A 23,692-nucleotide genomic window follows, 5' to 3' on the forward strand; every position below is an offset into this window, starting at 1 on the left:
CCAATCTCAGCGAACATATCTTTTGCAAAATCAGATATTTCGCTATCGAACACTTGTCTACGGTATTTTACAACCAATACAAGGTGATAATGCAGTAAGAATACTGAATGATTATTACTATCTAATTTCATTGATATATCAATCCTTTATTCCATCTAAGACTGATTATATCAAAACCTTTGGCTAAAGCCAACCGAAATTCATCTCCCACCTACTCATTGGTGCTATTCGCACCTTCACATTCCTTGAGGATGGGAGACTTCTTTCGGAAAGCCGTTAAAAATAGCTGTATTTCTTTCGCCAAATAACGCGTTACTTACTATGATCGGGCGCCTTATGTAAAAAAATTGTTCGACTAAGTTTATTGAATCGGAAAAAGTGGTATCTAAAAGTTGGTAACACTTAAATAAAAATATGAACGACCTTTAGAGGAGTGATGTTCCATTGAAACCAATTCCCACCCCATTTCCACCCGTCCCACTGGGAGACATACACGTATATGATGACATTATCCAGTATTTTAATTTCAAACAGGTAAAACAACAGTTACCGCACCGGGTTCAATCGATTACCTTCGTCACGACCGGAATTATTCCTTATGACGGCGGACAGACAACGATGCTGCATTTAGGTACGGAACTAAGCAAACTTGGTTTCCAGGTCTACTATTTGAGCTATTTTGCCCAACCGCAGAAAGAAATGGAGATCAATGCTGAGTTCAATTACGCCGGGTATCAGGGAACCTGTCTGGATGCGGGCGCGCTTGAACACCATCAGTCTGATATCTGGATAGGGACACTTTGGGAATCCGTTTATGTATTTAAGGATAAGCCTGGCTACAAAATGTATTTCGTTCAGGATTATGAACCCTATTTTTACGCATTTGGCGATCGGTATTATCTTGCCAAGAAAACCTATGAATTAGGATTACATATGGTTTCGCTCGGGCCTTGGTGTGCTGAAATGATTGAACAAAACTGCCAGGTGCAAAGCCCTGTTGATGTGATCCGTTTTCCGGTGGATATGGACCGGTATCCTTACCAGCCAAGAAATTTCAAAGACTATCAGAACAAAAAGGAATTTAACATTGCAGTGTATACAAAATGGGACAGTCCGCGAAGGGCGCCGATCAGTATTCAGATTGTCCTCAACAATTTTATCAAAATTTGCCGGGATCACGGGTATAAGCTGAATATCAACTATTTCGGCACCGATAAAAGCGCGCAATTTATCAATGGTGAAAATCTTGGCAAGCTGACGAAAGAAGAATTACACAAGCTGTATCTCAAATCGGATTTTGGGATTGCACCTTCGATGACCAACTTTTCTCTTGTGCCTTATGAAATGATGAGTACCGGTTTGCCGGTTATCGATTTTTACGAAGGTACGGGCCTGAGCTTCATGCCGGAGAATTGTGCTTTATTTTGCCATCTTGATGAGCAGAGTCTTTTCCAGGCCTTCCAAAATGCGATCAACAGGCCGGAACATATCGCCAAAACGGTCAATAATGCCCGGGCGCATTTGAACACCGTTACCTGGAAGGAAACGGTCAGTGATTTTACAAATGTGATCCATGCGATTGAGTCCAAAACAGGTCATAACAGAATCGTTTCCTGATAAAGCTTGTTTTTATCCTCCTTTTTATTCAGCTGAAGCCTTCAGAAGGAGCTGGCATTACAAAATCGCTACTCTGATGATCAGCATCAAAATTTTAAAAACCTAATGAGACTCCGTTCACAAGCGTCTCCAGCTCCCAAGGACTCTTTCTCACTGTTTTAAAAACATCTCTTATCCACACCTTCATAGGGGAGGCTATTTAAACCTCCCCTTGATCCATTTCATATAGCTGCCGGTAGCGGTTATTTCCGGCCATCAACGCTTGATGGGTTCCCTGCATGGCAATCTTTCCTTTATCCAGAAAAACAATCTGATCCATTTTTTCAATACCGGTTAAATGGTGGGTAATGAAAATGACTGTTTTATCCTGCAGAGAGGTAAAGATCGTATCCAAGAGGTCTCTTTCTGTGATCGGATCGAGCCCGACTGTCGGTTCATCCAGAATCACAACCGGCGTATTTTGAAGCAAAATCCTTGCAAGGGCAATTCTTTGCCGTTCCCCCCCGGAAAAGCGCTGGCCTGTTTCCTCCATTTGCGTATGAATCCCGTTTGGAAGCGTATGGATATAGTTGTCCAGCTTGACTTGCTTGATCACAGCTTCAATTTCTGCCCCGGTTGCATCTTCCCTGCCAAGCCCGACGTTGTTTTCAACGGATGTCGCAAACAGATACGGTTTCTGGTTCAGGACGCTTACCCATTTGGAAATACCTTCTCCGTAATCCGCCGGGTTGCAGCCATTAATTGTTACGGTTCCGGAAGCTGGTTTCAACGCACCGATCAATAACTGCAACAGCGTTGACTTGCCTGCTCCGCTTTTACCGAGGAGCGCCATTTTCCGTCCGTGTGGGATCGAAAGCGTAATGTCTTTCAAGGCGGCCTCCTGATCTTTTCCGTATGAATACGAAATATGCTGCAGACAGATATCGGCGGTTTGCCCCACCGGATCCGGTATGGCCTGTACAGTTGCTTTGGCATTTAAAGCGGGGACATACTGCTGAATGCGGTCAATCCGCTGCAGTGATTCCTGATATGTTGGAATTTTTTCAACCGCCGGCACAGCGGGAATCAGCCCTTCAAGAATCGGGAGCGTCACCAACGTAAAAGAAGCAATATAGGTTGGCATAATCTCGCCGGCTTTTGCGGCATAGCCTGACCAGAGCCCGACAAAGATCAAAATCGCTCCCGAGATGACCTGGAGCTGGAAGGTACGCGTATGGTTCCAGTAAGCCATTTTCTTTTCAATGGCATGGCTTTTTTCACTGTCTTCATGGAACTGCCGGAAAAACCTTTCTTTATTGCCGCTGATGATCCAGTCGCGAATGCCGAATAATGCATCCGTGAAATTCCGGTACAGGCGGCTTTGCGTTTCTTTTAACTGGATTTGGCGTTTTTTTAACAAAAATAAGGACAGAAGCGGGTATACAAAGACAACAATGCTTAAGCAAAACGTGATCCAGAGCGCGAAAAGCCAGTCAAACACGGCCAGGACCGTGACCGTGTACAAAAATAAGAACAGAGCGACCACTGTTGGGAAAATCGTGCGGATATAGGCATCCTGCAAATGCTCAATATCATCGGCAAGCGTTCCGAGCAAATCGCCGGTTTGAAAACGGGAGCGGATAAACAAGGCTTGCGGCTCAAGCATTTCATACAGTTTAACACGCATGTCGGCAAGGATTTTTAATACGGTGTTATGGCCTGCCAGCCGTTCAAAATAACGGGAAACCGGACGTGCGATCCCAAATGCGCGGACACCGACAATCGGCACATAAATAAGCAGAATCGTAATCGGCATTTCGGCTGCCCGCGTGATCAGGTAGCCGGATGTAAAGGTGAGCATGGCAGATGTTAAGAAGGTAAGAATCCCAAGCAGAACCGTCGTCAGCATCAGCCACCTGTACTGTCTGATATAGGGCCTAATGTACTTGCTGTAATACTTCATCTTTCCTGCCTCCCCGGTGTGCCATCACAAGTTTATAGAAAGCGCCGTTTCTCCGGTACAACTCATCAAATGTACCGCTTTCTGCAAGCTTCCCGTCTTCCATGACCAAGATCTCATCCATCTGTTTCATCCAATGCAGGCGGTGTGTTGCAAAAAAGACAAGCTTATGTTCTAAAAGCGGAAGCATCAGCCGCTTTATTTCCTGTTCCGTTTCAATGTCGAGATGCGCCGTTGGTTCATCAAACAGCATAACCGGGCGGGAGTCGAGCAAAGCACGGGCGAGTGCAATCCGCTGTTCTTCGCCGCCGCTCAACGCCCTTCCGCCCTGGCCGATGATTTCATCCAGACCGTTCGGAAAACTCTGCACCAACTCGGACAGCCCGGTGATACGGACTGCTTCCTCTATTTTTTCAAGCGGCGCATCCGGTGCATACCAGGCGATATTTTCTTTCACGCTGCCTGCGAAAATATACGGATGCTGCGGAATATAGTTTACCTGCTGCTGCCATTCCCTGAATGAGAAATGCGGGACTTGTGTACCGTCAATACTGATATGGCCCCCCGAAACGGCTGAAAATCCCGACAGCAGATCAATCAATGTCGATTTTCCCGCCCCTGAGACGCCGATAATCCCGATTTTTTTGAAACCATGAACTTGAAAGCTCACCTCTTGTAAAATGGTCCGGTTTTCTTCCGCCGATTTCTTCTCCAACCCTTCAACAGATAATGTACTTGCTGCATTCCAGGCCTGAACCGGAAAAGAAAGATCCTTTCCAAGGCCTTGCTCCATTGCCAGCAGGCGGTGGATTTTTTCCCCGGCTTCTTTCCCGTCCATTGTCGCATGGTAGTCACTGCCAAGGTCCCGGATCGGCATAAAATACTCCGGTGCCAGGATAAGGAGCGCCAATGCCGGCTCAAACCCGATATGGCCATTAAGCAGCCGGATCCCAAGCTCCACAGCGACTACAGCAACTGACAGGGTTGAGAAAAAGTCCAGGGAAAAGGAAGATAAAAAAGCAACCCTTAACGTACGGTTTGTTGCAATTCGGTACTTATTGCTGACCTCCCAGATCGCTTTCTTATGGCGTTTACTGCGGCCTAAAAACTTCAAAGTCACAAGCCCGCGCAAAGAATCGGTAAAATGGCGGGAAAGCAGCTGATACGTTTCCCATCTGGCATCTTTTTGCTTTTGCGCTGCCAGCCCGAGCAGGATCAAAAAACCGATCATAATCGGCAGAACAGTGATTAAGATCGCTCCGGTTCCCGCATCTGTGAGGAAAAAATAGACAAGAAGAACAGCCGGTATGCAGATCATGGAAATGAAGCGCGGAATAAATAATTCCAAATAGGTACGGAATTGCGGAATCCCCTCCAGGCAAAGTGTGACGAGGTTTCCCGTACCCTGCTGGCTGATGGCACGCGGCCCGATTTGAAAAAGCTTTCGCACAAGAAGGTTTTGGTATTCCAAGGAGGTCCGGTTCGCAAACCGGAAAGCGAGCCGTGACTTGGCCCACTGCAGAAAATGCCTTGCTGTATGAGCAATAAAAAAGATCGTGAACGCAGAAATGGCTGTCTGCCAGTTTGCACCTTCATAAAGATGGACAATGGCCTTCGCCAAATAGACTGCCTGCACAATGATTGCAGCTGCCTGGGCAAGGGTAAGCACGCCTGTTAACAACATGACTTGTATACTGCCTTTATAATGAATCAGATGTTTATCCACCGGCAATCTCTCCTTGCTTCATGCCAAAACACTGTAGCTTACGGCATGATTTTTCCACTCATGAAAGGAAAAGCACCCGGTTTGGCCGCGGGTGACTTTTCCGATTGATTTTCTTTACTCAATAATGCAACTGTTCATTTGTCGATATACGCTTGCGGAATACATAATAACTCCAGATCGTATAGGCCAGCACAATCGGCACCATCGTGGAGGCGACAACCGTCATGATTTTGAGTGAATAAGGGCTTGAAGATGCCTGATATAAGCTGATACTATCCGCCGCATTGGTGGAACTGATGATCACATTCGGGAACAACGCAATGAAAAACGATGCCGTGACCAAAATGAGGATCAGCCCTGTTGCCGTAAAGCTTAAACCTTCCTTCTTACCGCGCAGCAACGGATACAGAGCCAGGTACAGCACGACCGCGAGCGCAAAGACCGGAATCAGAATGGCACCTTTTTTTACAAACGCATCTGTAAAAACAGCTGTTAATGCGATAAACAAGATGACGACAGCACCTGCAGCGAGATACATTTTGAATGCGGCTTTGCGGGCCCGTTCGCGTAGTTCGCCGTCCGTTTTCAAGCTGATGAACATCAATCCGTGCAAATAGACCAGCGTAACAAAGGCAATGCCCCCGACAACAGTGTAAAGGTTGACAATATCAAAGAAACCAGCATGCATAGTCATGGACTTATCAACCGGAAGCCCCTTGATTAAGCCGGAGAACAGGACGCCCAGCAAAAACGGGGGCAACATACTGCCGAGAAATATTGACCAGTCCCACGTCTTTTTCCAATGGCTTGCCTGAAGCTTGCCGCGGAATTCAAACGCAACTCCTCTGGCGATCAAAGCAAGCAGCAGGACGACAAATGGCAGATAATAGCCGCTGAAAAGCGTCGCATACCAGTTCGGGAAAGCAGCAAACATTGCACCGCCCGCAGTCAGCAGCCACACTTCATTGGCATCCCAGAAAGGCCCGATTGTGTTGATTAGAACCCGTTTTTCCGTTTCGTTTTTTGCCAAAAATTTGGTGCTCATGCCGACACCGAAATCAAACCCTTCCAAAAAGACAAACCCGACAAACAAGACGCAAACCAGCACAAACCATAATTCATTTAACTGCATTATCCAACCCTCCTAGTGTTAAAAGGATCCGTTGCGGCCACTTCTTGCATCGGCTTCGCTTGCGGCCCCTGTTTGATGACGCGGATAAACAGGTATACCATCGCGGCAGCCAGCAGCGAGTATACAAGCGAGAAAGCAATAATTGAAAACAGCAGTTCCGCTGATGTCACATTTGGCGAAACACCAGCACTTGTTTTCATTAATCCGTTTACAACCCACGGCTGCCGGCCCATTTCAGACATAATCCAGCCGAACGAGTTTCCGATTGTCGGCAGAAACATAATCGGAAACAGCCATTTCAGGAAACGCGTGCTGTTTTCAATTTTCTTTTTCCATATCAAATACAGTCCGATCAGGCTGAACAAAATCAGAATGCCACCCGTTACGGCCATAATACGAAAACTCCAGAAAGTGGTTTTGACCGGCGGAATATAATTGCCTTCCCCATACGCTTTCACATATTCTTTTTGGAGCGTATTCATGCCTTTGACATCGCCGGAAAACTTGCCGTATGACAGATAGCTCAATAGGTACGGAATTTCAATCGTACCGGTTGATTCCTTATTTTTTGTATCGATATTCGCAACAACCGTCCATGGTGCGGGATCCCCGCTGTCATGCCAAAGCCCTTCTGCAGCCGCCATTTTCATTGGCTGAACCCGAACCAGGTATTGTGCCTGGCTGTGACCGGAAAACGCAATGCCAAGCCCGCTGACTAAGCCAATGATTAAGGAAATCGTGATCGAGCGTTTGAAAAACCCGATATCTTTTTTCTTGATGAGATTCCAAGCCGATACGCCAACCACAAAGAATGCGCCGGTTGCAAGGCTTCCGAAAACAATATGCGGAAAAGCCACCAACAGCTTCTGGTTCATTAATAGCCCGGCAAAGTCGTTCATTTCCGCGCGGCCGTTTTTTATCGCATAGCCGACAGGGTTTTGCATGAAGGAGTTTGCCGCCATAATCCACAAAGCCGAAAGCATCGTCCCAATTGAAACAAGCCAGATGCAGGCCAGATGCAATTTTTTCGGCAGTCTGTCCCAGCCGAAAATCCACAGCCCGATGAATGTCGACTCCATGAAAAAGGCAAGCAGCGCTTCAATGGCAAGCGGCGCCCCAAACACATCTCCTACGAACCTTGAGTAACTGGACCAGTTCATTCCGAATTGAAATTCCTGAATGATTCCGGTTACAACGCCGACCGCAAAGTTTATGAGAAAAAAAGTTCCCCAAAACTTCGCCATTTTTTTGTAAACGTCTTTCTTTTTCACCAAATAGAGCGTTTGCATAACGGCGACAATAAAAGCCAATCCGATTGACAATGGAACAAAAATAAAATGGAACAATGTCGTGGTCGCAAACTGTGTACGCGCTAATATGACCTCGCTCATCTTTTAAAATCCCCTCCTTATCAAACTTTCCGATGCTTTATGCCTACACTTATATTATATTTAATTTTTTTAAGGTACAGATAGGGGGAGTGTGACAAATTGTTTAAAATAATGGGAATAATTGATGACAGTTGCTTTTAACAACGCCCAATTTCCCGCTAAATATTGACAAATCTTTAGCAATAGGTTCCATAAAAAAACCAGCGGGGATTTTTCCGCTGATTCATCCTTAATCTTTCACTTATCCGCTATGCCGTTTTCCAGTCTGGACGGTATGGCAAATTGCACATACTCACTTTGCGGCGCTACCTTCGTTAAGAGCCTGAACAGGATCCGGTACCTTTCTTTCATCGCCCTTTTTACAACCCGTTCGATCCTTTTGTCACCCAAATCATACAGGATTTCTTCCATTTCCCTTTTTAATAAATACTGGATTTCCAGCAATTCTTTTTCATGAACCACTAAGCCAAGCACCCATATGCACCCTTTCTGTTCGTTGTACCCCTATTTTTTCCAAATTTAAGGAAATTATCAGTAAAACTTTCATTTGCATATTCCCCCTTTTTTTGAGCATAAGATATTAGAAGTACTTGTCTTTTCGACGGAGGGTTGAAGGATGAATGATTTTACTGTATGGAATATGCGTAAGCTAAAACAATTTCTGCTTGTGATGGTCGTTTCCTTTTTTACCGCGGTCTTCTTCTACACGCAGACGATTTCACAAACCGCTGCATTTTCAGCAAATGGCGTGCCGAAAGCCGTGTTTAAAGGGGAAAATGGGATTGCACTTACCTTTAATATTGGCTGGGGTGATGAAAAGGCGATTCCGATCATTGAAACACTCCGGAAAAACGGCGTCAAGTCTGCCACTTTTTTTCTGTCCGGTGCATGGGCCGAGCAGCATCCCGATATCGTTAAGAAGATTGTAAAAAACGGTTATGAGGTCGGCAGCCTTGGCTACGCCTATGTGGATTACACGGATGTGGAACCGGAAAAAATCAGAAGGGATATATTAAAGTCACAGGAAGTATTTAAAAAACTCGGTCTTGAGCACGTTAAATTACTGCGCTCCCCGACCGGGCATTTTGACAAAACGACACTAAAAATTGCAGACCAGCTTGGCTTGACTGTTGTCCACTGGAGCATTAATACCGATGATTGGAAGAACCCGGGGACGGAAAAAATTATCGAAAAAGCGAGCAGTGCAAAGGATGGCGATATCGTCCTTCTCCACGCCTCCGATGCAGCAAAACAAACAGCTGCAGCACTCCCCGTCATCATTCACAATCTGTCAAAAGAAGGAAAATTCATAACCATCTCCGAAATGATCGCAAACGGCACCACCCAAACCAAACTCATCCCGTAGCACGAAAAGCGGAGGGCGCTTGATTATCAGCGACAGGCAACTGAGCCGGCACCAGGGAAGTCCGCCCTTTGACTTCAATGGGGCCGGAACAGTTGACCCTGAGCCGATAGCGCCCGCAGCTGGATCATCGAAAAGCGGAGGGCGCTTGCCATCGGCGACAGGCAAAAGGGCTTCCCCCAAAAAAGTCCGCTTTTTGACTTTTATGGGGGAAGAACTTTTGACCCCGAGCCGATAGCGCCCACAGCTGGATCATCGAAAAGCGGAGGCGACTGTTCATCGGCGTACGGATTTCGCAGTCTTTGACTGAGATATAGGAAACACGATGAGCCTGATAAGGCGAATCGATGTTGACTTATCGCAGGGAGAAGACGTAGAAATCCGCTAGCCGATAGGAGCCGCAGCTGGACAAAACGAAAAGCGGAGGGCGCTTGATTATCGGCGACAGGCAACTGGGCCGGCATCAGTGAAGTCCGCCCTTTGACTTCAATGGGGCCGGAACAGTTGACCCCGAGCCGATAGCGCCCGCAGCTGGATCATCGAAAAGCGGAGGGCGCTTGCCCATCGGCGACAGGCGAATACTCACTAAAAAGCGGATGCCGACAGCTGCGACATCCGCTTTTTAATTCCCGGTCTTTTGCCCCCGGGCGGCCATTTTCCGAACAGCTGCCTTCTCCTCCCTTTCCTTTTGGGAGCGCTTTAAAAAATAGGGAAGCACAAGCAGCTGGAAAGCATTGCAAAGGATCAATGGAAATACCATTAAATACAACCACACCTCTTTATTTACCCGTAATGCCGGCACCCACTCCAAAATTGTTGCCGCCACCATAAAAAACACAGCCGGAATAAAGGTGCTGCCGGTTTTCGTTTGCTTTACTTTGGCAAAAGCGACCACGAGCGCCGCCAGCAAAATGATACCCGCCAGCAAAAGCGACTGGTTGAAATGAACAGAAAAAGCTTCCGCACGAAAATACACAAAATCAAACAATATATAACAAGCCGCTACAAACTGGATGGCGCCCCATACCGTCCGTGACCGGAAAATATCAAGGCCGAGCTGATGCACGAACAAGTAGGCAAAATATCCGACCTGGCTGACCAAACTAAAGATAAAACCCATACCCGTAAACCAAAGAAACGCGCCAAAAATAGATTGAATATCAACATGTATAAAATAAGGCGCCATCTCTTGCCACCTGATCATAAAACCCAATATTCCCGTCGAAAGCCCGCCAACCCCTAATGTAGCAAAAAAGAAACGAACCATGTTCCGGCTTGTCAATGCCTCATCCCCCTCGTTCATCACCAATTTAGAAGTATTTTGATTGTACCAAACCATTATTTGAAAAGTCCATCATTTTAAGCCCGAATGCATAAAACGAAAAAAAGTCCCCATATTAAATATAGAATGTAGGAAGGGAGCAATCAGAATGAAAAGGATATTGGCCGCGCTCCTCACCAGCCTTTTTATTGTCCTTACTGCCTGCTCGGGGGATACCACAACAAACGGGCAGACCGATTATAACCAGACGAAAAAAATGATGATTGACATATTAAAAACCGACGAAGGCAAAAAAGCATTGCAGGATATTATGTCCAGCGATGATATGAAGAAGAAGCTTGTGATAGACCAGAATTTTATGAAAGAAACCATTGAGGAAACGTTAACATCCGAAAAAGGCACGGCATTCTGGAAGGACGCCATGAAAGATCCTAAATTTGCCGAAGCGGTTGCCAAAAGCATGAAAGCAGAAAATAAGGACCTGCTGAAAAGTTTAATGAAAGATCCGGCTTATCAAGCCATGATGATTGACGTTTTGAAAGATCCTGCATATGAGAAAGAAGTCACATCATTATTAAAAAGCAAGGAAATCCGCAAAACGATGCAGGATGTGGTTTTGGATACCTTTAACGACCCGCTGTTTAAAGCAAAAATGGAAGACAGCCTTCTAAAAGCAGCGAAAGAAGCAGGAAAATCAAACAAGTAAAGAAACGGGCACCAAACATAGCTGGTGCCTGTTATGGTTGATTACTTCTTCAATTTTTGAATGATTTTCCCGGCAATCCCGCCATAAATTTTTCCAAGAGGATGGTCTTCAGCATAGATGGAAGGAGCAAAATCTTCCTCATCCCAATCCGGCTGCTGCAATGGCAACTGGCCGAGAAGCTCTGTTTGCAGCTCTTTTGCCAATTTCTCACCGCCGCCGCGGCCGAATACATACTCGCGTTCTCCCGTTAACTTGCTTTCAAAAAAGGACATATTTTCAATTACACCAAGCAGCGTATGTTCAGTCCGCAAAGCCATCGCGCCTGCCCTTGCTGCAACAAAGGCCGCTGTCGGATGCGGCGTTGTCACGATGATTTCATTGCAGTGCGGCAGCATCGAATGAATATCAAGCGCAACATCCCCGGTTCCGGGAGGCAGGTCAAGCAGCAAATAATCGAGTTTGCCCCATTCGACTTCTTTAAAGAAGTTGTTCAGCATTTTGCCAAGCATCGGGCCGCGCCAAATCACCGGGGCATTATCTTCCACAAAAAAGCCCATTGAAATGACTTTTACCCCAAGCCGTTCTACCGGGAAAATCTTTTCGCCGCGCACGACAGGCCGCTTTGTAATCCCCATCATATCCGGTATACTGAACCCGTAAATATCCGCATCAATCAGGCCGACCTTTTTGCCGAGGCGGGCAAGGGCAACGGCCAGGTTCACTGATACCGTTGATTTTCCGACACCGCCCTTGCCGCTTGCAATGGCGATAAATTCCGTTTTTCTTGCGCCCTGCGAATTGCTTCCCGCTTCCATTTCACCGCGGAACTGATCGAGCATTTCTACCGGCAGTTCCGCGAAACGGATGCCGACTGTGTTGGCCCCGATGGCTTTTATTGCTTTTACGATCGCCATCTGCAGCTGCATCTGCTCCCTTGTGCCTGTTTTGGCAATAGCAATCTTGACACTGACATGCTGGATTTCATCTTTGATTTTTATTTCAACAATCCCTTTTGTTTCTTCCAATGTTTTATGTAAAAAAGGATCCTCAAACCCTTTTAGTGCATCATATACTTGTTGTTCCGTCAGCATTTTCCAATACACCATCCTTGAAGTGGATTCGTTTCCAGTCTTATTTAGTATAACATAAACAGCTAAATTGATGGACTAGAACGGCTTACCTGAATGGTGTGATTTCTTATTCTTTTAAATCCTTTTCTTTTGTAAAATATCTCATCATGCCTTCATAAATAGATGCCGCTACCTGGGTTTGGTAGTGGTCTGATTGCAGCTGTCTCCGTTCTTCCGGGTTGGATAAAAATCCAATTTCAACCAGGCAGCCTGGTTTTTTCGCATGTTTTAGCAGATAGACATTGGACATGGTTTTCGAAACCCGTGATGTATTTTCAAGATTGCGGATCAATTCTGCCTGAATAAAGGTTGCGATCCGTTTATTTTCAACCAGTTTCGGTGAATAAAACGTCTGTGCACCGCGCCACTGCGATTGCGGGATCGCATTTAAATGGATGCTGACAAATAAATCCGCCTCCGATTGATTGATAAGGGAAAGGCGTTTTCTTAAATCTTCCACTTTCCTGCGGCTGTATCCTTTTGTTTCATTATCCGCCAAATCCGTATCTGTTTCACGTGTCATAATGACAAGGGCGCCCTGCTGCTGCAAATAATCTTTTACCTTGTTTGCGACATTCAGAGCGATATCTTTTTCGAGCACTTCTTCTTTGGTTGCCCCGCCATCCGGACCGCCATGCCCCGGGTCCAAATAAATGATTTTTCCGGAAAGCGGCAAATTCCATGACCGCCATGTGTCCTTTTGGAAAAATTGAAATTGGATCAGCAGGAATAACAGCATGGCGCCAATCATAAAGCCGGCAATTTTGATCTTCCGTTTCATCACAATCTTCCCTTCCTTGTCCCTTACTAATAGTTATGGGACAAGAAGGGAAATTAGAACTGAATTTTAAACGCCCTCCGCTTTTCTTTGTCCAGTTGCAGGCGCTATCGGCTAGCGGATTTCTACGTCTTCTCCCTGCGATAAGTCAACATCGATTCGCCTTATCGGCTCATCGTGTTTCCTTTATCTCAGTCGACGACTACGAAATCCGTACGCCGATGAACAGTCGCCTCCGCTTTTCTTAGTGAAGTCTTAGTTTTCTTCTTTGTTCGCCTTTTTTAAAGCCTTGGGTCCACCAGTAGTCGACGAATTGTTCGCATGTATAGTTTATGGACTCCTGTATAGGATTGTTTCCGTATGTCCAGTAAAGCCAGAAATTGTATAATGTATCGGTGATGTGCCCGATTTCTTTTTCACAGCGTTGTTTTGTTTCTTCGGGGGTTTCGCCGTAGTATCCAAAGCGGCTGAATTGGCCGCCTAATAAATATGCTTCAATCGCAACATCATAGCAGCCTTCCTCAACGCCCTGCTCCATCCATGTCCCGCCATTGATCCGGATTGAACCGAAATGGGACTGGAAACTTTTTTTCAAAGACTCAATCGGCAGTTGACGAAGCAAATTGCGCTCATATTTGATTTGCCTTTCCCGCCTTTTTGCAGACAAGGTGGTGATTACTTCATTCATTCATACCCACTCCTTAAGGGTATTTTTCAACCAATGGCGCATACTCATGCCAATTAAGAATTTCCAGCACATTTTTTATGAAAAAAACCCGGATTACAAGCAATCCGGGGATACCAATGGACTAAAGTTTTAGGAAAACCGGGTATGAAAGCTTAATCAAATTCCTCGAAATCAATTTTACAGTCATGCAATGGAACAACTTTTGTCCGCTTTACCAATTTGTAACCCAGCCACATCACAACAAATAAAGGAATCCCTAAGTAAGCTGCAATCGCGCTCATCCAGTCAATATGGCCGCCGAGAAAAGCCTGGTAGTCCTGGGCAAAAATGACAATCAACCCGACCACCAGCGCAAAAATTGGGCCAAACGGATACCATTTTGCATGGTAAGGCAGTTTTTCAAGCGCATGCCCCTGGGCAACATAGGCTTTCCGGAAGCGGTAATGGCTCGCTGCAATCCCAAGCCAGAAAATAAAACCGGTAACGCCCGCAGCATTTAACAGCCATATATAGACGGCGCCGTCCCCGAAAGCGGATGCTAAAAATGCGAGCGCGCCCACAATTGTTGTCACGATCAGCGCCGCTGCCGGTACGCCGCGTTTGTTCAGCCTGCCGAATATTTTCGGGGCCTGGCCTTCTTTTGCCATTGCGTAAAGAATCCTTGTTGAAGCAAATAAACTTGAATTGCCGGCCGATAACACAGCGGTTAAAATGACGGCATTCATAAATGACGCCGCAAAAGCAAGACCTGCTTTTTTAAAGACAAGCGTAAACGGACTTAGCATAATATCTGTGCTTTGCAAAGTCTTGGTCGTATAGGGAATAATCAAGCTGATCACGAGAATGGCCAGGACATAAAACAGTAAAATCCGCCAGAAAACACTTTTGATCGCTTTTGGGACATTTTTTCGCGGATTTTCGCTTTCACCGGCTGCTACGCCAACAATTTCCGTTCCTTGGAAGGAAAACCCGGCTGTAATAAAGACACCAAGCGTAGCAAGAAGTCCGCCATGAAAAGGCGCGTCCCCAATTGTAAAGTTTTGAAAACCGGGTGTACCCCCTTTTATAATCCCGAAAATCATCAAAGTGCCCACGATGATAAATAGGATAATCGTCGCCACTTTAATAAACGAAAACCAGTATTCCCCTTCCCCATAGCCTTTTACAGAAAGGATATTCAATAAGAAGATAATGAGCAGAAACAAACCGCTCCATAACCAGGACGGGCTGTGCGGCAGCCAGAATTTCATGACCAAAGTCGAGGCCGATAGTTCCGCCGCCAAACAAATGGCCCAGCTGTACCAGTAATTCCAACCAAGTGCAAATCCGAGCGCCGGATCAATAAACCGTGTCGCATATGTGCTGAATGCGCCGCTTGTCGGCATAAAAGCTGCCAGTTCACCGAGGCTTGTCATAATAAAATACACCATGATGCCGATGATGATATAAGCAAGCAAAGCCCCGCCAGGACCTGCCTGGTAAATGGCTGCGCCGCTTCCGAGAAACAATCCGGTCCCAATTGAACCGCCAAGTGAAATCATGGTAAGGTGCCGCGCCTTCAAGCTTCTGTTCAGGCCTGCGTGCTGTTTTGCCTGCGTGTGCGCCATGCGAAACACCTCCATTTTGTTTCTTCCCTAATTGCTGGCATATATATATATACACACTCCATTTTTCTCATGTAAAAACACAACGATAAATACAATAGCACAAAAATATCAGGTTGAAAACAGGTTTTTGCATATTTCCATCATTTTGATGTATATTATTGCATTTTATTTTACAAAAGGCATCGTGTTCACATTTAAACAATCAGGAGCGGCATTTCCAATCCGTTTTCTGCCTGTTTACCATTTTTACTTGCGGGAAAAGGGAGCATAGGTATATGTGTTTATGAAAGGAAGATGTGAACAATGTTGAGAAAGCCCTTTTTGATGATTTTATTTTTTCTTCTTATTATTGTAGCAGCGGACCCCATCCATTCAATGGCTGCTGCAGATAAAAGCACGATCCTTGTCCTTTCTTTTGACGGTATGAAAAATGATTATGTCCATGAGCATAAAAAAGCGCTGCCGCATTTATATAAGCTGATGAAACAAGGAACCGAAGCCAAAAATATTACCGCGGTATCCCCATCACTTACAGCCGCTTCCCACTCTTCGATTGCTACCGGCGCCAAGCCGGAGAAAACCGGTCTTGTGAGCAACGAATTTAAGAACAAGAATAAGAAACTGACAGAAACGGAAAATGCATTTTGGTCCAGGCTGGGTGTCCCGGCGATTTGGAATGAAGCCCGTAAGCATGGGAAAGTAACGGCAACCATTGCCTTTCCGGGTTCGAATCCGGAAGTGACCAAACAGGATGCAAATTATGCGATTTATTATGGCGATACTTGGTCGCCAAACTCCCTGGACCAACTTTCTTTCCATACTGCCAAAGGGTGGAAAAACGCCCCGGAAAGCAGCCGGCCGCTTAAGGAAGCGACATTTCGCCTCAAACTGGCGGGGGCGAAAAACCGTACTATCTATGTACTGGCAGCAGCCGGGAACCACCATACGTATGATACTTTTTACTTTTCCGCTGACAAAACGGTCGATCAAAAAGATCCAAAAGCCGGCACGAACCAATGGGGAAGCTTTCCGATTCAGGTGAAAAATAACTTAATGGCAGGATTTTGGTTTAAAATCAAACAGGCCGGCAGCAGTTTTTCCCATGCAACCCTGTACCGAACCGCGGTAACTTCTGCTAATATCGAAGGGCCGCATGGATTTTCAAAAACCATTCAGAACCATTTCGGTTTCTTTCCGGTTGCAGAGGATTCCGCCGCGCTGAAGAAGGGGTGGATTACCCGCCGGGAGTACGAAGATATCAGTACCCGCTTTGTCAATTGGGTAGAGGATGTATCTTTTTTTATAAAAAATCGCTATCATCCGGATCTGCTCATGTTTTACGAACCGCAAATCGACCATGAGGAGCACGCGTTTTTATTAACCGACCCGAGACAGCCTGGCTATTCTAAACAAAAGGCAAAACAATACGCCAATTATATTGATTGGTCTTATAAACTGGCTGATCAAACTGTTGGAAAAACATTAAAAGCGATAGATAGAAATGATAAACTTTTTGTTGTTTCAGACCATGGGATGGAGCCAATGCATACGTCGCTTTCACCAAATTATGAACTGGAGAAAAACGGGCTTCTGGCCTTCAAAAAAAACGGGGAAATTGATTTGTCTAAAACAAAAGCCTATGCAGTCGCATCCGGCACGATGGCACATGTCTATATTAATTTAAAAGGCAGGGAAAAAGGCGGAATTGTTTCGAAGCGGGATTATCAAAACGTACAGAATCAAGTCGCCAGGATTTTTGAAACTATCCGTGATCCACGGGTATTGGCCTCTAAATCAATACTGGCTAAATACTATTTATCGGACTGGTGGAATGGCGTAAAAAACGGGCATAGCAGTCTGTCCGCAACCGAAGAAACCGCGACTGAGCTTTATAATATGCTGAAAATTAAACCGGCGCGCCCCTATCAATCAGTCATAAAAGCCCAAAGCAAAAAAAGTGAATGGTCACACCAACCACATGCGGGTGATATTACGCTCGTTGCTGCCAGAGGCTATATGATGGACTCCAATTCCAAATCTTCCTTCCACTCGCCGTCAGAGCTCGGAAACCACGGCGGTAATCCGGAAAGAAGCAACCTGCGCCCTGTCCTGTTTGTCTACGGAAAAGGAATCCCAAATCAACGCATTACGCGCCGCATCTCCCTGATCGACGTGGCTCCCACTATTTACAAAATGATGGGGATACCCGTACCGGATTTTGTTGATGGACAAGCCATTAAAGAGTTAACCCGCTAATTGAAAGATGAGTGGTGTTTGAACCTGCAGCTAAAATTAGTAAAACGCCATCTTCCTTTCGCACCTTGAACGGCATTTTATGTGGCTTTTTCCGGGCCGGATTGGCGTTCATTTGGTCCATGAACGACTGTGCCTATGTGTTTTTCATTCTCGCGGGCGGTCATTTCCCTTATGAGCGACCGTGCCTATGTGTTTTTCATTCTTGCGGGCGTTCATTCCCCTTATGAACGACCGTACCTATGTGTTTTTCATTCTCGCGGGCGGTCATTCCCCTTATGAACGACCGTGCCTATGTGTTTTTTGATCTTACGGGCGGTCATTCCCCTTATGAGCGACCGTGCCTATGTGTTTTTCGATCTTACGGGCGGTCATTCCCTTTATGAACGACCATGCCGATATGTTTTTCATTCTTACGGGCGGTCATTCCCCTTATGAACGACAATTCGAGCAAAAAAGTTTCCTGTGACAGCGTTCATCAGCACTGTGAACATCATTTCGAGCCAAATTTCTGCTCGCGATGGCGTTCATTAGCACTATGAACTACATCTTGAGCCAAAATTTTGCCTGTGATGGCGTTCATCACCTTTATGAACAACATTTCAAGCCAAATTTCTGCCTATGATGGCGTTCATCACCCCTATGAACCACATTTCGAACCAAATTTCTGCTTGTGATGGCGTTCATCTCCCATGAGCATCATTTCACTTTCTCTGTCAGGGCCGGATTGGCGTTCATTCTCCTCACGAATGACACTTCGCTCCTCTTACCGGTCCGTTACTGGATTTTATTCGGCCCATGAACACCATTTATCTTCCAAAATTTTTCCATATTGGCTTCCATATTCCTCCTATTATCTCCAATAAAACCGGTACACATTCAACGCCCGTGTAAATAAAAAACCCCCAGCCATAAGCGGTTGGGGGTTTTTGACATTCGATATTATTAACGTTTTGAAAATTGTGGAGCTCTGCGGGCGCCTTTGAGTCCGTATTTTTTACGTTCTTTCATACGGGCGTCGCGTGTCAGAAGTCCTGCGCGTTTTAAGGTTGCACGGTATTCAGGGTCAGCCTGCAGCAATGCGCGTGCGATACCGTGGCGGATTGCGCCGGCCTGGCCAGTGAAGCCGCCGCCTTTTACGTTTACTAAAACATCATAGTTGCCAACTGTTTCAGTTGCAACTAATGGTTGTTTGATGACTTCAATTAAAGCTGCAAATGGAATATAATCTTTTACATCGTGGCCGTTAACTGTAATATTGCCGTTCCCTGGAACCAGGCGGACACGGGCAACAGAACTTTTACGGCGTCCTGTTCCAATATATTGAACTTGTGCCAAAATAATAACCTCCCTTTAAAATTATCCGCGAAGTTCGTATACTTCCGGTTTTTGTGCTTCATGTGGATGTTCTGCTCCGGCATACACATGTAATTTTTTAAATATTTGGCGTCCTAAAGAACCTTTTGGAAGCATGCCTTTGATTGCAAGTTCCAGCATTCTTTCAGGATAATTCGAGCGCATTTCGCCTGCCGTGCGCTGTTTCAAACCGCCTGGAAATTGGCTGTGGCGATAGTAGATTTTATCGCTTAATTTTTTACCTGTTAATTCGATTTTTGACGCATTCAAGATGATCACATGGTCACCAGTGTCAACATGCGGCGTGAAAGTTGGTTTATGTTTACCACGTAAGATAGATGCCACTTCAGAAGCAAGGCGGCCAAGCGTCTTGCCTTCAGCATCCACTACGTACCATTTACGTTCAACGGTGTTTGCATTAGCCATATAAGTCGTACGCATTTGTTTACCCTCCTAGGAAAAAATCATTCAAAACCATTCATAATCTATTATCATCATCACGATTAAGTTTCCGGGGCTTATCGTGGAGTTAAAAAAGCAATACCATAGGTTATCATATCTTTTTACAGTAAGAATGTCAAGAAAATGTTACACCTGGTTCGGTTGTTTTTAACCGGCCGGCAGCATCTTCCTAATTCTCTGCCTTTCCTTCATAAATACGATACGCTCCATAAGTACAGGCCATGGGGCGGGGCTGTTTTTCCGGCAAAAATCCGGTTCCTTTTTTCAAGAATTTCCTGTATTTCTCCGGGGGCCCGTTTCCCGCTGCCGATTTCCAGCAAAGTGCCGGTGATGATGCGGACCATATTATATAAAAAGCCGTTCCCGACAAAGCGGATGACAAGCTCATCATCCTGTTGTAAGAAGTCGATCTTCATCAAGGTGCGGACTTTGTCTTCCACATCTGTTTTCGCAGAACAAAAACTTGTAAAGTCATGGGTTCCGAGCAATGACTGCGCCGCTTCTTCCATTGCCGCAAGATCAAGCGGAACAGGAACTAAACAGGCGTAATGGTGCTTAAACGGGTTTCTGACATCCGACTGGTAAATCCGGTAGCGATATTCCTTCTGCCTGGCTGAAAACCTGGCATGAAAGCCGTGCGCTGCTTCTTCCGCTTGCAGCACGGATATATCGTCCGGCAGTACACGATTCAAAGCAACCGGCCACTTTTCGCAAGGAATTTTTAAATCGGTATCAAAATGGATGACCTGGCCCATGGCATGGACACCGGCATCCGTGCGCCCGGAAGCAACGATTTTCACCTGCCTGCCTTTATGGATGGACCCGAGCGCACGCTCCAATTCAGCCTGAACGGTCCGCTGGTTCGGCTGGACCTGGTAGCCGGCAAACCGTGAACCGTCATAACTGACAACACATTTGATCCTTTTCATTTCACCCCTCCATTACGTACGGAAAACAGCGAGTAAAATCGTTATCAGCGCTAGCAGGCATAAGGATAAGGTATCGGCGGCTTTCCAAATAAGCAGGCGGTACTTTGTCCTGCCTTCCCCGCCCTGGTACCCTCTTGCTTCCATCGCTGTTGCCAGTTCCTCCGCCCGCTTAAAAGAGCTGACAAACAGCGGAATAAGCAATGGGATAACGGCTTTCATGCGCTCTTTTAAACTTCCGCTTGAAAAATTGGCACCCCTGGCCATCTGCGCTTTCATAATTTTTTCCGTTTCATCCATAAGGGTCGGGATAAAGCGCAGCGAAATGGACATCATTAAAGCCAGCTCATGTACCGGAAATTTCACTTTTTTTAACAGATTTAACAGGGACTCAATTCCGTCTGTCAGCGAAATCGGCGTCGTCGTTAAAGTTAACAAAGACGTTAAAAAGATCAAGAGCAGAAAACGCAGTGAAATAAATATCCCCTGCCTGATTCCTTCGCTGTAGATACGAATAAAAGCATAGTGGTACAACAGATCGCCCTGCCGGTTAAAAAAGACCTGCAGGAAAAACGTAAACACGACAAGCCACAAAATGGGCTTTAAGCCATTTAAAAAGAAGCGGATTGATACTTTTGAAACCAGCATAATGAGCACCGTAAACATAGTCAGGATGCCATAAGTCACAAGGTTATTGGCCAAAAACACAATACAGATATATGCAAAGACGAATATTAGCTTAGAGCGCGGATCCATGTGGTGAATGATGGAATCACCCGGAATATAGCGCCCGAAGATCATTTTCTCCATCAATTGCCCCCACCCCGATTCATGTACGCCTGCAGTTCACCAGCAAGTTCTTCAGTCGTTAAACAAGTCCTGCCTAATTTGTGGTTGATCTTTTTTTCAAGCAGGGACTGGAAGCGGACTATATGCGGCACGCTTAGTCCCCAGCTTTCCAAATCTTCCGGATGTGAAAAAATTTCACGCGGCGGCCCTTTGCGCTTCATCTCCCCGTGATGGAGGATCACCAGTTCATCTGCATAGGCAGCCGCATCTTCCATGCTGTGTGTGACAAGGATGGTCGACAGCTGTTTCGCGCGGTGCAGCTCATAAAACATCTCCATCATTTCATGGCGCCCGCGCGGATCGAGGCCGGCTGTCGGCTCGTCCAGCACAAGCACATCCGGATCCATGGCAAGCACGCCTGCAATTGCCACACGGCGCATCTGTCCGCCTGATAAATCAAAGGGCGACTTTTCTAAAACACCTTTGGGCAGCCCGACAAGATCGACCAGCTCTTTTGCCCGCTTTATCGCTTCTTCCTGCGGCACGCCGAAATTCATCGGCCCGAAGCAAATATCCTTTTCAACCGTTTCTTCAAACAATTGATGTTCCGGAAACTGAAAGACAATGCCGACTTTTTGCCGGATCTCTTTTAAATTTTTTTCCTTCGTGCCGGCTTGAATCGTGCGGTCGCCGATTGAAATCTGCCCTTTTGTCGGCTGCAGCAGCGCATTTAAATGCTGGAGCAGCGTTGACTTTCCGGATCCGGTATGCCCGATTACGGCTAAATACCGGCCGGATGGGATGTTCAAAGAAATATTATGGAGTGCCAGTCTTTCAAACGGTGTATTCGGCTGATAACGGTATTCTACTTGTTCAAGTGCAATGTCCATAATGCATCCACCAATTCTTCATCTGTTAAGTAAATATTCGGAAAATGGAACCCTTTCGCCTCTAAAGCTTTAGCCATTTTGATCGGAAACGGAATGTCCAGGCCCAATTTTGTCAAAGTCTCATCCATTTGAAATATGTCACGGGGCAGCCCTTCTTTGTAGACCTTCCCCTGGTTCATGACTACCATCCGGTCTGCCTGAGATGCTTCATCAAGATCATGCGTAATGGAAATAACCGTCAGCCCCGCTTCGTTTTTTAATTTCCGGATCGTTTCCAGAACCTCTCTTCTTCCAACAGGATCAAGCATGGATGTGGCTTCATCCAAAATAATGACTCTTGGCTGCAGCGCAATAATGCCTGCTATTGCAACTCTTTGCTTTTGCCCGCCGGAGAGGTGATGCGGTTCCTGGTCTAAAAATGCCGACATGCGCACATGCTCCAGTGCCTCATGAACACGGCGGACCATTACATCACGGGGAACGCCATGGTTCTCCAAACCAAAAGCAACGTCATCCTGTACGGTTGTTCCGACGAATTGATTATCAGGATTTTGAAAAACCATGCCAACCTTCCGCCTGATTTCCCAAACCGTTTCTTCCGACAATTTCATGCCATCGACTGTAATGTCACCTGTTTCCGGAAACTGCAGCCCATTTAATAGTTTGGCAAGCGTGGATTTTCCGGAACCATTATGGCCGACAATTGCCATCCATTCACCTTCGTAAATTTGAAAAGAGATGTTCTGTAATGCATACGATTCCTGTTCCGGATATCGGAAAGAAACCTGATCAATCGCGATCACTGCCTTCGTGCCTTCTGTCAATGTCATATCCCCCCTGGTAACACCTGGCCCATTCTTTCGAAATACTTTCATGAAAAATAGGAAATCATAAATGCATAAACATCCGGGCATGTACCCATTTTAACAGTAAAATGCTTCATTTTGGCGAGAAAAACTCCTCATAATAAAAAAGCCTGCACCCCTCTTTTAGTGTAGACGTTCAAGAATTTCGAAAACAAAAAAAGCAAAGAGGGATGCAAGGAGCTAGACGGGACAATTGTTTCATGCCCATCGTAACACTCTGTTAGCTTTCATTTAAAGAAAAAGGGCAAAGAAGCAGTTAAGATTGTACAAAACTGTCCTGCCCTCATGATCAACATCAGCTGTTCACTTTTTCTTCTTCTTCAACAAGTTCAATAATGACAACCGGTGCGCCGTCTCCACGACGAGGCCCAAGTTTCATGATGCGTGTGTATCCGCCTTGGCGCTCATTGTAGCGTGGTGCAATGACACTGAATAATTTTTGAACAGCATCTTGTTTGGATTCTGCATCGGCGCTTTTTGGGCGGACAAATGCAGCAGCTTGGCGGCGGGCATGAAGATCACCGCGTTTTCCAAGTGTAATTAATTTTTCTACAACTGAGCGTAATTCCTTTGCGCGGGCTTCAGTTGTTTCGATGCGTTCGTTAATGATAAGGTCTGTTGCTAAATCGCGCAGCAATGCTTTACGTTGGTCGCTTGTGCGTCCTAACTTTCTGTAAGGCATGAAGTTTCCCTCCCTTATGTTGAAGTATTCAACTTTTATTTACTGGCTCGATCAATCATCTTTGCGTAAGCCGAGGCCTAAATCTTCCAGCTTTGCTTTCACTTCTTCA

Annotated in this window: 22 protein-coding genes; 4 read left to right on the top strand and 18 right to left on the bottom strand. The window is 45.9% G+C overall.

Annotation, left to right across the window (positions count from 1 at the left end):
- A partial coding sequence (locus C232_RS18855) for a transposase (protein WP_018665039.1) occupies window positions 1–131 on the bottom strand: 131 nt, incomplete at its 3' end.
- Window positions 132–444: 313 nt separating this feature from the next.
- On the opposite strand from C232_RS18855, the gene C232_RS0115375 reads away from it, so the two are divergent.
- Entirely contained in the window at window positions 445–1,617 is a 1,173-nt protein-coding gene (locus C232_RS0115375; RefSeq protein WP_018665040.1) for a glycosyltransferase family protein, read from the top strand.
- A gap of 199 nt (window positions 1,618–1,816) precedes the next feature.
- Here the strand turns inward: C232_RS0115375 and cydC are convergent, their stop codons facing one another.
- The 5 genes from cydC to C232_RS0115400 form a co-directional block, all read right to left on the bottom strand.
- Window positions 1,817–3,559 (bottom strand): thiol reductant ABC exporter subunit CydC, encoded by a 1,743-nt coding sequence (cydC, locus tag C232_RS0115380; protein WP_018665041.1) that lies wholly within the window; start codon window positions 3,557–3,559, stop codon window positions 1,817–1,819.
- Complete coding sequence (gene cydD, locus C232_RS0115385; protein ID WP_018665042.1) at window positions 3,534–5,282, bottom strand: thiol reductant ABC exporter subunit CydD; 1,749 nt, start codon at window positions 5,280–5,282, stop codon at window positions 3,534–3,536. The genes cydC and cydD overlap by 26 nt, the downstream gene beginning before the upstream one ends.
- Before the next feature lie 118 nt (window positions 5,283–5,400).
- Window positions 5,401–6,414, bottom strand: a complete 1,014-nt coding sequence (gene cydB / locus C232_RS0115390) for a cytochrome d ubiquinol oxidase subunit II (RefSeq protein WP_018665043.1) — start codon at window positions 6,412–6,414, stop codon at window positions 5,401–5,403.
- Entirely contained in the window at window positions 6,414–7,805 is a 1,392-nt protein-coding gene (locus tag C232_RS0115395) for a cytochrome ubiquinol oxidase subunit I (protein ID WP_018665044.1), read from the bottom strand. Before C232_RS0115395 ends, cydB begins: the two co-directional genes overlap by 1 nt.
- Window positions 7,806–8,042: 237 nt before the next feature.
- On the bottom strand, window positions 8,043–8,279 hold the full coding sequence (locus C232_RS0115400; protein ID WP_018665045.1) for a hypothetical protein: 237 nt from the start codon (window positions 8,277–8,279) through the stop codon (window positions 8,043–8,045).
- Window positions 8,280–8,421: 142 nt separating this feature from the next.
- On the opposite strand from C232_RS0115400, the gene pdaB reads away from it, so the two are divergent.
- On the top strand, window positions 8,422–9,171 hold the full coding sequence (pdaB, locus tag C232_RS0115405) for a polysaccharide deacetylase family sporulation protein PdaB (protein WP_018665046.1): 750 nt from the start codon (window positions 8,422–8,424) through the stop codon (window positions 9,169–9,171).
- Window positions 9,172–9,790: 619 nt separating this feature from the next.
- Here the strand turns inward: pdaB and C232_RS0115415 are convergent.
- On the bottom strand, window positions 9,791–10,450 hold the full coding sequence (locus tag C232_RS0115415; protein WP_018665048.1) for a KinB-signaling pathway activation protein: 660 nt from the start codon (window positions 10,448–10,450) through the stop codon (window positions 9,791–9,793).
- Window positions 10,451–10,598: 148 nt separating this feature from the next.
- Between C232_RS0115415 and gerD the strand changes: the two genes are divergently transcribed.
- Window positions 10,599–11,156: a spore germination lipoprotein GerD gene (gene gerD / locus C232_RS0115420; RefSeq protein WP_018665049.1), complete on the top strand. Its 558-nt coding sequence runs from the start codon at window positions 10,599–10,601 to the stop codon at window positions 11,154–11,156.
- Between the two features lie 41 nt (window positions 11,157–11,197).
- On the opposite strand, the gene C232_RS0115425 is transcribed toward gerD, so the two are convergent.
- The 4 genes from C232_RS0115425 to C232_RS0115440 all read right to left on the bottom strand — a co-directional run bounded on the left by C232_RS0115425 (window position 11,198) and on the right by C232_RS0115440 (window position 15,359).
- A complete protein-coding gene (locus tag C232_RS0115425) occupies window positions 11,198–12,247 on the bottom strand; it encodes a P-loop NTPase (protein WP_018665050.1) in 1,050 nt (349 codons plus the stop codon).
- 106 nt (window positions 12,248–12,353) lie between these two features.
- Window positions 12,354–13,067 carry an N-acetylmuramoyl-L-alanine amidase CwlD gene (gene cwlD / locus C232_RS0115430; protein ID WP_026314636.1) on the bottom strand — a complete coding sequence of 238 codons (714 nt, stop codon included), beginning with the start codon at window positions 13,065–13,067 and terminating at the stop codon, window positions 12,354–12,356.
- 241 nt (window positions 13,068–13,308) lie between these two features.
- A complete protein-coding gene (locus C232_RS0115435; protein WP_018665052.1) occupies window positions 13,309–13,752 on the bottom strand; it encodes a YbaK family protein in 444 nt (147 codons plus the stop codon).
- Between the two features lie 152 nt (window positions 13,753–13,904).
- On the bottom strand, window positions 13,905–15,359 hold the full coding sequence (locus C232_RS0115440; protein ID WP_018665053.1) for an amino acid permease: 1,455 nt from the start codon (window positions 15,357–15,359) through the stop codon (window positions 13,905–13,907).
- A gap of 303 nt (window positions 15,360–15,662) precedes the next feature.
- On the opposite strand from C232_RS0115440, the gene C232_RS0115450 reads away from it, so the two are divergent.
- The gene (locus C232_RS0115450; RefSeq protein ID WP_018665055.1) at window positions 15,663–17,615 is read left to right on the top strand and encodes an alkaline phosphatase family protein; all 1,953 of its coding nucleotides are present in this window, start codon (window positions 15,663–15,665) and stop codon (window positions 17,613–17,615) included.
- 942 nt (window positions 17,616–18,557) lie between these two features.
- Here C232_RS0115450 and rpsI read toward each other — a convergent pair.
- The 7 genes from rpsI to rplQ all read right to left on the bottom strand — a co-directional run bounded on the left by rpsI (window position 18,558) and on the right by rplQ (window position 23,583).
- Window positions 18,558–18,950, bottom strand: a complete 393-nt coding sequence (gene rpsI / locus C232_RS0115455) for a 30S ribosomal protein S9 (protein WP_018665056.1) — start codon at window positions 18,948–18,950, stop codon at window positions 18,558–18,560.
- A 21-nt stretch (window positions 18,951–18,971) separates the two neighbouring features.
- Window positions 18,972–19,409 carry a 50S ribosomal protein L13 gene (gene rplM / locus C232_RS0115460; RefSeq protein ID WP_018665057.1) on the bottom strand — a complete coding sequence of 146 codons (438 nt, stop codon included), beginning with the start codon at window positions 19,407–19,409 and terminating at the stop codon, window positions 18,972–18,974.
- A gap of 209 nt (window positions 19,410–19,618) precedes the next feature.
- Window positions 19,619–20,359, bottom strand: a complete 741-nt coding sequence (truA, locus tag C232_RS0115465; protein ID WP_018665058.1) for a tRNA pseudouridine(38-40) synthase TruA — start codon at window positions 20,357–20,359, stop codon at window positions 19,619–19,621.
- A gap of 12 nt (window positions 20,360–20,371) precedes the next feature.
- Entirely contained in the window at window positions 20,372–21,169 is a 798-nt protein-coding gene (locus C232_RS0115470; RefSeq protein WP_026314637.1) for an energy-coupling factor transporter transmembrane component T family protein, read from the bottom strand.
- Window positions 21,166–22,035 (bottom strand): energy-coupling factor ABC transporter ATP-binding protein, encoded by an 870-nt coding sequence (locus C232_RS0115475; RefSeq protein ID WP_018665060.1) that lies wholly within the window; start codon window positions 22,033–22,035, stop codon window positions 21,166–21,168. Before C232_RS0115475 ends, C232_RS0115470 begins: the two co-directional genes overlap by 4 nt.
- The gene (locus C232_RS0115480) at window positions 22,011–22,859 is read right to left on the bottom strand and encodes an energy-coupling factor ABC transporter ATP-binding protein (protein WP_018665061.1); all 849 of its coding nucleotides are present in this window, start codon (window positions 22,857–22,859) and stop codon (window positions 22,011–22,013) included. The genes C232_RS0115475 and C232_RS0115480 overlap by 25 nt, the downstream gene beginning before the upstream one ends.
- Window positions 22,860–23,196: 337 nt before the next feature.
- Window positions 23,197–23,583, bottom strand: coding sequence for a 50S ribosomal protein L17 (rplQ, locus tag C232_RS0115485; protein WP_018665062.1), 387 nt, complete (start codon window positions 23,581–23,583; stop codon window positions 23,197–23,199).
- Window positions 23,584–23,692: the final 109 nt, after the last annotated feature.

The sequence above is a fragment of the Heyndrickxia acidiproducens DSM 23148 genome, assembly GCF_000374345.1.
Taxonomy (GTDB): domain Bacteria; phylum Bacillota; class Bacilli; order Bacillales; family Bacillaceae_C; genus Weizmannia; species Weizmannia acidiproducens.

Coding starts and splice junctions, on each gene's coding strand:
- cydC (WP_018665041.1), bottom strand. CDS start 3,559: ATGAAGTATTACAGCAAGTACATTAGGCCCTATATCAGACAGTACAGG.
- cydB (WP_018665043.1), bottom strand. CDS start 6,414: ATGCAGTTAAATGAATTATGGTTTGTGCTGGTTTGCGTCTTGTTTGTC.
- C232_RS0115395 (WP_018665044.1), bottom strand. CDS start 7,805: ATGAGCGAGGTCATATTAGCGCGTACACAGTTTGCGACCACGACATTG.
- pdaB (WP_018665046.1), top strand. CDS start 8,422: ATGAATGATTTTACTGTATGGAATATGCGTAAGCTAAAACAATTTCTG.
- gerD (WP_018665049.1), top strand. CDS start 10,599: ATGAAAAGGATATTGGCCGCGCTCCTCACCAGCCTTTTTATTGTCCTT.
- C232_RS0115425 (WP_018665050.1), bottom strand. CDS start 12,247: ATGCTGACGGAACAACAAGTATATGATGCACTAAAAGGGTTTGAGGAT.
- cwlD (WP_026314636.1), bottom strand. CDS start 13,067: ATGAAACGGAAGATCAAAATTGCCGGCTTTATGATTGGCGCCATGCTG.
- C232_RS0115435 (WP_018665052.1), bottom strand. CDS start 13,752: ATGAATGAAGTAATCACCACCTTGTCTGCAAAAAGGCGGGAAAGGCAA.
- C232_RS0115440 (WP_018665053.1), bottom strand. CDS start 15,359: ATGGCGCACACGCAGGCAAAACAGCACGCAGGCCTGAACAGAAGCTTG.
- C232_RS0115450 (WP_018665055.1), top strand. CDS start 15,663: ATGTTGAGAAAGCCCTTTTTGATGATTTTATTTTTTCTTCTTATTATT.
- rplM (WP_018665057.1), bottom strand. CDS start 19,409: ATGCGTACGACTTATATGGCTAATGCAAACACCGTTGAACGTAAATGG.
- truA (WP_018665058.1), bottom strand. CDS start 20,359: ATGAAAAGGATCAAATGTGTTGTCAGTTATGACGGTTCACGGTTTGCC.
- C232_RS0115475 (WP_018665060.1), bottom strand. CDS start 22,035: ATGGACATTGCACTTGAACAAGTAGAATACCGTTATCAGCCGAATACA.
- rplQ (WP_018665062.1), bottom strand. CDS start 23,583: ATGCCTTACAGAAAGTTAGGACGCACAAGCGACCAACGTAAAGCATTG.